We start from the raw sequence: 11,015 nt of genomic DNA on the forward strand, positions 1-11,015 counted from the left end.
TCAGCCATACTGAATGAATGTCTCCACTATTTTAATATTATTATTTTGCGTCATCGTAACGCTTTTGAACCTCGTCCCAGTTCACGACGTTCCAGAACGCTTTAACGTAATCAGGACGCTTATTTTGATATTTCAAATAGTAAGCATGCTCCCAAACGTCAAGGCCAAGGATAGGTGTCTTCCCTTCCATTAGCGGGGAATCCTGGTTAAGGGTATCGATAATTTCCAAGTTTCCGTTATTTACAACGAGCCATGCCCAGCCGGAACCAAAACGGCCAAGAGCCGTGCTTTCAAACTTTTCTTTGAATTTTTCTAAGCCGCCAAACGTATTTTTAATCTCGTTGGCTAATTCTCCTGCAGGTTCTCCACCACCATTTGGTGACATGACTGTCCAGAACAATGAGTGGTTAGCGTGTCCGCCACCGTTGCGACGAACTGCAAGCCGAGCATCTTCTGGTACTGCCTCTATGTTGGAAAGAAGCTCCTCAAGAGATTTATTCTGATGGTCGTCATGTCCTTCCAAAGCAGCGTTCAGCTTTGTTACATAAGTGTTGTGGTGCTTCGTGTGGTGAATGTTCATCGTTTCTTTATCGATGTGTGGTTCTAAGGCGTCATAAGCATAAGGTAGTTCTGGTAGTTCAAATTTAGCCATAATGAATTCCTCCTTTTAATTTTATGTACACCAGAGAGTAGAACTTAATCTAAAACTCTCTACTGTTACATTAGCAAACAAGAATGAGGCTTTCAAATTTTTTGCATAATCAAAAATTGACGTGACCTCCGTAAATATTAATACCCCTTCATTTCGCATTCAAACATATCGATTTAAAAAAATAAGGTTACAATGGTTACAGTTAATCGACTTTTGGACAGCAAAAAAAAGCACCCTAAGAGATGCTTGGCTTAAAAATGGTGGCTCGGGACGGAATCGAACCGCCGACACACGGATTTTCAGTCCGTTGCTCTACCGACTGAGCTACCGAGCCGTGATAATAGGAAGAAACGAAATTAGGTGCTCGCTCATCATCTGGTTTCGAAGCGAATTCATAGATGTCTGGTGCTCGTCTCGTTGCAAGGGGATTCGTGAGGATTCCTTCTTATGTAACTTATTATGGCGGAGGAGGAGGGATTCGAACCCCCGCGGGCCGTTAAGCCCCTGGCGGTTTTCAAGACCGCTCCCTTCAGCCAGACTTGGGTACTCCTCCATAATAAAAGTGGACCCTGCAGGACTCGAACCTGCGACCGATCGGTTATGAGCCGATAGCTCTAACCAGCTGAGCTAAGGGTCCAATAATGGGGCGACTGATGGGGTTTGAACCCATGCATGCCGGAGCCACAATCCGGTGCGTTAACCACTTCGCCACAGCCGCCATGTTTAAACAATCATTTGAATATGTAACACATTGTTGCAAATAAAATGGTGGCGGTGGAGGGGATCGAACCCCCGACCTCACGGGTATGAACCGTACGCTCTCGCCAGCTGAGCTACACCGCCATCTCTTTTCAGCGACGACATATAATTTATCATGATATCGATAACTTGTCAATAAAGGGATAGACATGCGAAAAATGACAACAGAAATAATATAGCACGAACCCTCATAGGCTTCAAGAGTTTTTGTAAATGTTTAATTCCAGGTTCCTGGCCCTTTTCTCACAAAAAAAATCAAGCAGCCTGGGGATGGCTGCTTAACTAAATGTTTAAAGACTTTCATGTTTTTCGCCGAGAACTTCTTCAGCAATATTGACGGCATGATCCCCTACACGTTCAAGGTTGCTGAGCATGTCGACGAATACGATGCCGGCTTGTCCAGAGCATACGCCTTCGTTTAAACGGATAATGTGTTTCTTACGATAGTTACGTTCCATCTGGTCAAGCTGATTCTCTTTTTGCACCACTTCTAAAGCTTCTTCACGGTCCATGGTTTCTAAAGCTTTCATGGCTTGTTTCACCGTTAACAGCGTTAAGTTGAACATGTCATTCAAGTCTTCAACGGCTTGTTCAGTTAAATCCACTTTATTCGAGTTTTTATAATCAATCAACTCAATAATGTTTTCAAAATGGTCACCCATGCGTTCTAAATCACGGACAGAATCCATTAAGGCCGAATGTTTATGACTTTCATCATCTGTCAATGAAGTAGCTGAAAGTTCCACTAGATAATCCGTTATTTTTCGATCAAGATTATTAAGGGCTTCCTCGATCTGCATCGCTACTTCGGAATGTTTTTTATTCTTTTTGTTCAAATAAAAGCTCGTTTCTTCTAAGCCTTTATACGCATATTCCCCCATGCGTAAGACTTCTTCTTTCGCTTGGTCCAGCGCGAGGGATGGCGACTGTTCAATGAAGATCGGGTCCAAGTGTTTTGGCTTGTATTCGACAAACGAATCTTCACCGGGAACCAACTTAATAACGATCCAGGCCAATACGGCAATAAACGGAAACTGTACTAACGTATTTGCGATGTTGAACGAACCATGTGCAAAAGCTATCGTCATTTCAGGGTTCAAGCCCAGGCTATCTCGCAGCCATCTCACATAGCTTTCAAATGGCTGTAATAATATGACGAACACGGCGGCACCCAGCACGTTAAAGATGACATGGACAAATGCAGCCCTTTTAGCACCGATGCTAGCCCCAATAGCTGCTAATACAGCTGTAATGGTTGTCCCAATATTATCACCGAATAACACAGGTAAGGCGGCTTCTATGTCGATAAGGCCTTCTCCAAATAATTGCTGCAATATACCAATGGTGGCACTTGAACTCTGCACAATAAAGGTAAATAACGTACCAATTACAACACCAAGAATAGGGTTGTGACTCATACTCACCGTAAGTTCTTGGAAGGCTTCCATAGAACGTAATGGTTTCATGCCGCCGCTCATTGTCTCTAACCCAAAGAATAGCGCACCGAAACCAAATAAGGTCTGTCCAATATTTGTTGCTTTCTTGTTCTTAAAGAAGAAAATCAAAAAAGCACCCACAGCAAGTATGGGCAGACCATAGGCTTTAATGTCAATACCTATAATAAATGCAGTCATCGTCGTTCCAATGTTTGCGCCCATAATGACGCCAATAGCCTGACGGAATGTCATAAACCCGGCGTTTACTAGTCCAACGGTTAATACAGTAGTTGTCGAGCTGCTTTGCAGTAGGATCGTTACGACCATCCCTGCTAAAACACCCATGAAAGGATTACGTGTAAATCGATCAAGCAAATCCTTCAAACGATCTCCCGCTGTGCGTTGCAGACCATCGGCCATGTATTTCAAGCCGAATAAGAATATACCAAGTCCACCGACAAACTCGAATATCATCTGTTGCACATCGATATCCATTGGTCCTCCACCCTTCTTCATCCAATATATTTTTTCTCTCTATATAAGGCACCTCTAACATTATTAACGATACCTAAAATATTTGTAAAGGCAATTCGACAATCTTAACAATAAATTTACATTACGTTTATGTTCTTATAACATAAGGGTGCTATGGTGCGGACATGGTAGGGTGAAATGTATCGTGTATAATCCGTCTATTGTTTTATTTATTATCCTAAGTTCCCTTCCCTATTCACCATAACACTTAACATCCAAAACAGTTACTTCATATTTCTTCATTTCCCAACGTCTTTACAAAACAACCGGTCCTCAACATAAAAAAACACTAGCTATGTAAGATACTAGTGTTTTTAACAATTATGACTCAACCGTTTTTACGAGCAAACGCGTTCCATCAACGCTTACGACTTTTATTTTAGAGCCTTTTTGAATCCAATGGCCATTCGTAACAGCACTGTACTCTTCGTCCTCAATTTTTATGGTGCCGACCGGGCGCATATCCGTCATGGCTTCACCTGTTCTTCCTTGCAAGGAAGCGTGATTTTCATTCATCGAGTTATAACCAGCATCAGAAGTCAACTGATCCTTCAACGCTATTTTTGTCCACATTTCTCTTCGCTTAAATGCTTTCAAGAAAAGCAATGAAGCAAATGCGCCTAAAATAACGCCAATGACACTATACAAGCCTGCTATCCAATTCGGAGCACTAAACCCAACAGCAATAAGCATACTGGCTGCTCCGATTGTGCCCAGCGTCCCATCGTTTATTATTTTTCCATCAATAATGATGAGTACTAATCCAAATACATAAACAAACATCATCAGCGCGAACATGCCCGGTGATAAAAATGAGTAGAAATAAATCGTGATGAAACCCAAGCCAAGTATGCCGAATATTCCACGCATATTCACGAGGATTTCCCCAATTAAAAATAATGTGCCGAGGAAAGTAATAAAAATTGTTATCCAGTCATATGAGAGCATCGTCATCTCCTCACATCCCCTTTAATCTTCTGTACCTGTAATTACGCACTAAGGCAGGTAAAGGTTTCAATGAATATAAAATGAGGGTTGTAAGTTTATTGTGCTTGTTCTCCCGTCCATTGACAAGCCATTTCGTTTTTTTAATCACTCTTACTTCTCATTTTCCTTCCATACCATTATAATATAGGATGGTAGAATAAATACCATCATCGCGAATAAGTTAAAGGAGCGATTTAACATGACATTGACACACAGAAAAGATACACGCCCTGTTCAAGTAGGGAATTTAACAATAGGCGGGCAAGACCAAGTGGTTGTCCAATCCATGACCACCACTAAAACTGAGGACGTTGAAGCTACAGTTGCGGAAATTCATCGTTTAGAAGAAGCCGGCTGCCAGATTGTCCGGGTTGCATGCCCAAATGAGCAAGCCGCTGACGCTATTCCTGAAATAAAAAAACGGATCAACATCCCCCTCGTCGTTGATATCCATTTTGATTATAAAATGGCGCTTAAAGCAATCGAAGGCGGGGCAGACAAAATTCGCATCAACCCTGGTAATATCGGACGCAGAGAAAAAGTTGAAGCTGTCGTAAACGCGGCGAAGGCAAAGGGTGTGCCCATTCGAATCGGCGTTAACGCAGGGTCATTAGAAAAACACATCATTCAGAAATATGGCTATCCTACTGCCGATGGCATGGTGGAAAGTGCGTTACACCATATTCAAATTCTTGAAGAATTGGACTTTCATGATATTATCGTATCCTTGAAAGCGTCTGATGTAAAATTAGCAATAGAAGCATATGAAAAAGCTGCCGAAGCGATCTCGTATCCGCTTCACCTTGGTATTACTGAAGCTGGCACCCAATTTGCTGGTACGGTAAAAAGTTCAGCTGGACTGGGAGCTATTTTGAGCAAAGGAATTGGGAGCACACTCCGTATTTCACTAAGTGCTGACCCTGTAGAAGAGGTGAAAGTTGGCCGCGAGTTGCTTAAAACATTCGGACTTGCTGCTAATGCGGCGACCTTAATCTCTTGTCCAACTTGCGGTCGGATTGAAATCGACCTTATCTCCATCGCTAATGAGGTGGAAGAATACATTCAAACCATTAAAGCACCTATCAAAGTAGCTGTACTAGGGTGTGCTGTTAATGGACCAGGTGAAGCTCGGGAAGCTGACATCGGTATTGCTGGTGCACGCGGAGAAGGCTTACTTTTCCGTCATGGCGAAATCATTCGCAAAGTACCAGAGGACATTATGGTTGATGAATTGAAAAAAGAAGTCGATAAATTAGCTGAAGACCATTACCGGAAACAAGCTGAAGCAGATGCGGAAACCGAACAGGTATAGAAAAAAGGTGGATCTATTGCAGATCCACCTTTTTTTCTACATTAAATTGTAAACAGGGGCGAAGAATAAAGAAAACAAAATGGATACGGCGCCGATGATAATCGCCATGTTTCCAAGTGTATCTGCATTTCGTCTTTTTGAAATAACACCAAGCACAATACCTGCGCCGCCAAGTAAGAATGGCGCAATGAAGAATGAAAGCAACGCAGCCGATAAAGCAAACCATCCAAATGCAGGGCTGGCATCGTCCTGCATTTCTGTCTCTTGATCGTCCGCTTGGACAGTATCAGGATCGATAGCGGCTTCAGCTGCAAATTCTTCTTCATAATCGTGTTCTTCTATGGGCTCGTCATGGTGAGGGAGTCTCTCCTCATCTAACGCACGAGTAGGCTCATTAACATGCTGTGGCGTTTGACTCTCTTCGTTAAATCGATTGTCATCCATGTGATAATCCTCACTTTCTGATTGGAGAATCATCTATAGTATGTGATGAACTGAATATTTTAACGAGGAATCTAATGGAAATCAGTTAGAGCTTGCCACTGTGTTATGCGTCCGGGCATTATTTTGAATTTCTTTGGCGTACCAGTCTGCAGCTTCGCCCTTCTCTTCTTTAAATTGTTCCAGCCCGCCAATTCCTCTATGATAAGCTGTTAGGGCTTCATCCCAGTTCCCATACTTATTATGAAGGAAATCCAAGTAAACGAGAGAGAGCTGCATGGAATAATAAGGGTCGTATAGCAATTCTTCCTTATAAGGCAGATCAGCCATATCAGCAACCCACGGCGCTGTATTTTTCATAAATTGAGCCATGCCGTACGCATGTCCATATTCTGTTTCCGGTCCAACAAGAGCTGGTTCAAACGTAGCTCCGGACTCCACCTTTAGTAATTCATAAACTAAAAACGGATCGATCTTATATCGATCAGCTTCACGAACTAAATACAAGGCCCAAGATTTTTTAAATTCCCCATCACTTTCCTTCACAAGTCGACTGGCTTTCTTCTCCATCTCCGGCCATACTCTATAACCGTTTTCCTTTTTATATTCTGTCGGTCGAGATTGCAAATATTCCTTCTCGTTATGAAATTTTTCGTTCTGTTCCTGTAGTTTTTGATTTTTGTTTTCTAATGATTTGTTCGCTCTTTCATTATATTTATCAGTTAACACAATCGCTAATGTGGCTACAATAACGACTCCACCCACATAAATAATGTTTTTCATTGCTTGTCACTCCTTAGTTGTTACATTGCCAAATTAAGGTAAATTTCCTAGTTCATCTGACTTAAATGCACATCTTAACTTATCGGCTGCTTCATTGCAAACATACACACCTTTCACGACACACAAAGCCCAATTCTTGTCATATGCTAATAACAACTCATCTAAAGGAGGCATATGGAATGAAAAATAAAGCACAACAAATCATTACCCAAAAATTAAGATCCCTAACCGTCGATGAATTGCTGACATACAGTAAACGTTACAATGTTTCGATTTCAAAAAAAGAAGCACAGCATATCGTTCAAGCGTTAAAATCGAGTAAGGAAGACCCTTTTGACCCTAAAGAACGTCACATCATGTTAAAAAAATTGGCTTCCATCACGTCACCTGAAACAGCCAGACAAGTAAACCGTTTATTGCATAAGTTCGCTAAAGCATATGGGGTGGAAGATTGGTTGAAATAAGACTGCACTGATTGGTGATAAACTATGCTTTGTCGTTGTTGATTCGTTCAATCATTATTGTGTATGGGTCGTTACCGTATAAGGGATAGGGGTGGCTTTGATCCACTCGCTTTCCTGCGGGTAACCGGCGCATCCTTCAAATAAATCCTTCGTAACCGATATAAACATTCAATGCAATACCTCCTCGCTTTACATAAAATAAAAGCTGCCACTCCTTATCGAGTGACAGCTTCTATCTATTGCTTCATGATTTTGTCTTTCACGTTTTCATCAAATTGAGATGACCTCAACATGTCGATTTCAAATCCATATGGAGGTTGTTTATTTTTCTTATCTTCCCCGACATACGGTGTTTCTAATATTTTCGGCAGTTCATCCAATTGAGGATGATGAACAACGTGATGCAGGGCATTAAACCCAATATGCCCAAAACCGATATTTTCGTGACGGTCTTTTTGAGCACCTTGTTCATTTTTACTATCGTTCACATGGATCACTTTTAACCGGTCTAATCCGATGATATGGTCAAACTGATTAAGCACACCATCAAAATCTTCAACTACATTATAGCCCGCATCATGAATGTGACATGTATCCAGGCATACAGATAATTTTTCATTGTGCTCGACGCCGTCAATGATTTGAGCAAGCTCGTCGAATGTCCGACCACATTCAGAACCCTTACCTGCCATTGTCTCAAGTGCAATTTGTACGTCTTGATTTTTATGGAGGACTTCATTCAGCCCTTCGATGATTTTAGGAATGCCTTTTTCAACGCCTTCCCCCACGTGAGAACCGGGGTGAAGCACGATTTGTTTAGCGCCGATCGCCTCGGTACGCTCAATTTCATTGCGTAAAAAATCTACACCTAACTGAAATGTTTCCGGTTTAGTCGTATTTGCAATATTTATGATATACGGCGCATGGACGACCACTTCTTCAATATTATGTTCGTTCATGTAAGCCGTGCCAGCTTCAATATTCAATTCATCAATTGGGCGCCTTTTTGTATTTTGAGGCGCACCAGTGTAGATCATAAACGTGTTGGCTCCGTACGAAACTGCTTCTTCCCCTGATCCTAACAACATTTTTTTACCTTTCATCGATACGTGTGATCCTAACTTCAGCATTTTTACACCTTCCCCTGAATCTTACCGCTTTTTATTTTGATTCCGTTTTATTTTCTTCATATTCTTATCAGCTTGATATTTCATCTTTTTTTTGTAACCTGGTTTCACCTTTTTGGGTTTCTTAACTTTGCCCCATGCTTGTTTTTCATCATCAGTTGTTTGGCGTTCACGTTTTTGCCGTGCATTGTGCGCTTTAATTTCTTTCCATTCATTATTACGAATATCATAATGCGTAAAAGATAACCCTTGCTTCTCAAGCTTTTGAACTAAAGGCAAGTCTTCTTCTGAGTAGAGGTTGATGGCTGTCCCTTCCATCCCCGCTCTAGCTGTGCGCCCTACCCGGTGGGTGTAGAATTCGGATTCTTTCGGCATCTGAGCGTTAATGATATGGCTGACGCCCTGAATATCAATGCCACGGGATGCAAGGTCTGTTGCTACAATATACTGATAACGCAAGTTCTGTAGATCTTTTAACATCCTTTTACGTTCACGCGGCGATAAACCGCCGTGGATAAGGCCAACATGAAGCCCCCGGTCTAAAAGCTTACGTGCCAACTCATCGGCATGTTCTTTGCCGTTAGTGAATATGATGGCCAAATACGGCTGGATAAGCTTGGACAATCCCAATATGATATCCGCCCTATCGCGATGACGTACCGGGATGAGTCGGTGCTCGATCGTTTCCGGCGCAGGTCTATCCTCGTCTATCTGTATGTGGACTGGATTGCTCAAATACTTTTTCAAAAACGGTTGTAACCGTTCGGGTATCGTGGCAGAGAATACCAGCTTTTGAACCTGTTCATCCATTCGTAAGAGAATTTGATCGACTTCTTGAATGAAACCAAGATCCAGCATGAGGTCCGCTTCATCCAAAACAAAACTGAAGGCATGGTGAAGATCAAGCGCTTCCTCTTTTACTAAGTCTAATATCCGGCCTGGTGTCCCAACCACAATATGCGGAGGGGTCGCCAATTTCTCAATCGTCCTTTGTTTATCTGTTCCGCCAATCAGTAATTTAGCTCGCCAATCTTGTTCTTTACCAGCATAGCTAATCGATTTCTTCACTTCATTGTATATTTGCGTGGCTAATTCTCTAGTCGGAGCCGTAATGACACACTGAACCTGAGACTTTTCATCATCAATCTTATCCAAAATCGGTAAAAGATACGCCAATGTCTTTCCAGACCCTGTATGGGACTGGCCGATCAAGCTGTCTCCTCTGAGGGCTGGTGGAACGACTTTGTATTGAATTGTGGTGGGGGTATGAAATCCATAGCCCTCCACGATATCTGATGCCACCGGTCCGATGGCAAACTCCATAAATTTATGATGACCCATATCGTAACTCCTTTAACAATTGATCTTTCCTCACTATTATAGTAAAGTCTACGAGGAATTGCACGAAGGATATATATCGTAGACAATCTTTGTCATCTTTATGCAAAGCCTTTATAATGTAATTGATGGATTTGATTAACGAATATGATTGAAATGAAAGAGGAGGACTTGCAGCATGGATGTTATTAAGATCGCACCACGCGGTTATTGCTATGGAGTCGTAGATGCAATGGTGATTGCACAAAATGCGGCTAAAGATCCTAATCTTCCCCGCCCTATATATATTTTAGGCATGATTGTGCACAACTCTCATGTAACCAATGCGTTTGAAAACGAAGGGATTATTACAGTTGACGGAAGTAATAGACTCGACTTGTTGGATGGCATAGAAGATGGAACCGTCATTTTCACAGCCCACGGCGTATCGCCTGAAGTGAAAACACGTGCAGAAGAAAAAGGGTTAACCGTTCTGGATGCTACATGCCCAGACGTTACTCATACGCATAACTTGATTCGTGATAAAGTTGCTGAAGGCTATGAAATCGTATATGTCGGTAAAAAGGGACACCCTGAACCTGAAGGCGCCATGGGCGTTGCTCCAGGTAAAGTCCACCTCGTTCAAACAGAAGAGGATGTAGCAGAACTTGAAATCGATCATGATAAACTTCTGATTACAAATCAAACAACGATGAGTCAATGGGATGTTTATGACGTAATGGAAACTGTTATTGAAAAATATCCTCAAACTGAGAAGCAGCAAGAAATTTGTATGGCAACGCAAGTACGCCAGGAAGCTGTAGCCGAACAAGCGAAGGAGGCGGACTTAACCCTAGTTGTCGGCGATCCTAAAAGTAATAACTCCAATCGACTTGCCCAAGTCTCAAAAGAAGTAGCCGGAACAGTCGCTTATCGGATAGCTGACGTGACCGATATCGATTTGAGCTGGCTTGAAGGTGTCGAAACTGTGGCTGTCACAGCGGGAGCATCAACGCCGACTCCAATCACTAAAGAAGTGATCCGGTTTATCGAGAATTTTGACACGGAAGATGAAGACACGTGGATCCGGGAATCCAAAGTCCATCAAAAGAAAATCTTGCCTAAAGTCAGAACAAAGAAACGCACCTAATAGAGATAGGGGGAGGTGGCTAACCTCCATCCCTCTCACACCACCGTACGTAC

The 11,015-nt window shown here is 42.2% G+C and carries 10 protein-coding genes and 5 tRNA genes; 3 read left to right on the plus strand and 12 right to left on the minus strand.

Features of this window, described 5'->3' with window-relative positions; genetic code table 11:
* Positions 1–40: 40 nt before the first annotated feature.
* From HOP45_RS14570 to HOP45_RS14605, 8 genes are all read right to left on the minus strand, one after another.
* The gene (locus HOP45_RS14570) at positions 41–652 is read right to left on the minus strand and encodes a superoxide dismutase (RefSeq protein WP_181350123.1); all 612 of its coding nucleotides are present in this window, start codon (positions 650–652) and stop codon (positions 41–43) included.
* A gap of 258 nt (positions 653–910) precedes the next feature.
* A tRNA-Phe gene (locus tag HOP45_RS14575) sits at positions 911–986 on the minus strand.
* A 126-nt stretch (positions 987–1,112) separates the two neighbouring features.
* Positions 1,113–1,205, minus strand: a tRNA-Ser gene (locus HOP45_RS14580).
* Between the two features lie 10 nt (positions 1,206–1,215).
* Positions 1,216–1,289 (minus strand) — tRNA-Ile (locus HOP45_RS14585).
* Between the two features lie 5 nt (positions 1,290–1,294).
* Positions 1,295–1,370 (minus strand) — tRNA-His (locus HOP45_RS14590).
* Between the two features lie 48 nt (positions 1,371–1,418).
* Positions 1,419–1,495, minus strand: a tRNA-Met gene (locus HOP45_RS14595).
* 206 nt (positions 1,496–1,701) lie between these two features.
* The gene (locus tag HOP45_RS14600; RefSeq protein WP_181350124.1) at positions 1,702–3,342 is read right to left on the minus strand and encodes a Na/Pi cotransporter family protein; all 1,641 of its coding nucleotides are present in this window, start codon (positions 3,340–3,342) and stop codon (positions 1,702–1,704) included.
* 360 nt (positions 3,343–3,702) lie between these two features.
* Positions 3,703–4,335: an NfeD family protein gene (locus tag HOP45_RS14605; RefSeq protein WP_181350125.1), complete on the minus strand. Its 633-nt coding sequence runs from the start codon at positions 4,333–4,335 to the stop codon at positions 3,703–3,705.
* 232 nt (positions 4,336–4,567) lie between these two features.
* Here HOP45_RS14605 and ispG point away from each other — a divergent pair, with 232 nt between their 5' ends.
* Positions 4,568–5,680 carry a flavodoxin-dependent (E)-4-hydroxy-3-methylbut-2-enyl-diphosphate synthase gene (ispG, locus tag HOP45_RS14610; RefSeq protein WP_304650481.1) on the plus strand — a complete coding sequence of 371 codons (1,113 nt, stop codon included), beginning with the start codon at positions 4,568–4,570 and terminating at the stop codon, positions 5,678–5,680.
* Between the two features lie 36 nt (positions 5,681–5,716).
* On the opposite strand, the gene HOP45_RS14615 is transcribed toward ispG, so the two are convergent.
* Both HOP45_RS14615 and HOP45_RS14620 read right to left on the minus strand, forming a co-directional pair.
* A complete protein-coding gene (locus HOP45_RS14615) occupies positions 5,717–6,124 on the minus strand; it encodes a hypothetical protein (protein ID WP_181350126.1) in 408 nt (135 codons plus the stop codon).
* An 81-nt stretch (positions 6,125–6,205) separates the two neighbouring features.
* Positions 6,206–6,904 carry a transglycosylase SLT domain-containing protein gene (locus HOP45_RS14620; RefSeq protein ID WP_181350127.1) on the minus strand — a complete coding sequence of 233 codons (699 nt, stop codon included), beginning with the start codon at positions 6,902–6,904 and terminating at the stop codon, positions 6,206–6,208.
* A gap of 179 nt (positions 6,905–7,083) precedes the next feature.
* Between HOP45_RS14620 and HOP45_RS14625 the strand changes: the two genes are divergently transcribed.
* Positions 7,084–7,368, plus strand: a complete 285-nt coding sequence (locus tag HOP45_RS14625) for a DUF2624 domain-containing protein (protein ID WP_181350128.1) — start codon at positions 7,084–7,086, stop codon at positions 7,366–7,368.
* A 236-nt stretch (positions 7,369–7,604) separates the two neighbouring features.
* Here the strand turns inward: HOP45_RS14625 and HOP45_RS14630 are convergent, their stop codons facing one another.
* Both HOP45_RS14630 and HOP45_RS14635 read right to left on the minus strand, forming a co-directional pair.
* Positions 7,605–8,498 (minus strand): deoxyribonuclease IV, encoded by an 894-nt coding sequence (locus HOP45_RS14630; RefSeq protein ID WP_181350129.1) that lies wholly within the window; start codon positions 8,496–8,498, stop codon positions 7,605–7,607.
* Positions 8,499–8,519: 21 nt separating this feature from the next.
* Complete coding sequence (locus HOP45_RS14635; RefSeq protein WP_181350130.1) at positions 8,520–9,836, minus strand: DEAD/DEAH box helicase; 1,317 nt, start codon at positions 9,834–9,836, stop codon at positions 8,520–8,522.
* Between the two features lie 175 nt (positions 9,837–10,011).
* Between HOP45_RS14635 and HOP45_RS14640 the strand changes: the two genes are divergently transcribed.
* Positions 10,012–10,962: a 4-hydroxy-3-methylbut-2-enyl diphosphate reductase gene (locus tag HOP45_RS14640; protein ID WP_181350131.1), complete on the plus strand. Its 951-nt coding sequence runs from the start codon at positions 10,012–10,014 to the stop codon at positions 10,960–10,962.
* Positions 10,963–11,015: the final 53 nt, after the last annotated feature.

The organism is Thalassobacillus sp. CUG 92003, assembly GCF_013618635.1.
Taxonomy (GTDB): Bacteria; Bacillota; Bacilli; order Bacillales; family Halobacillaceae; genus CUG-92003.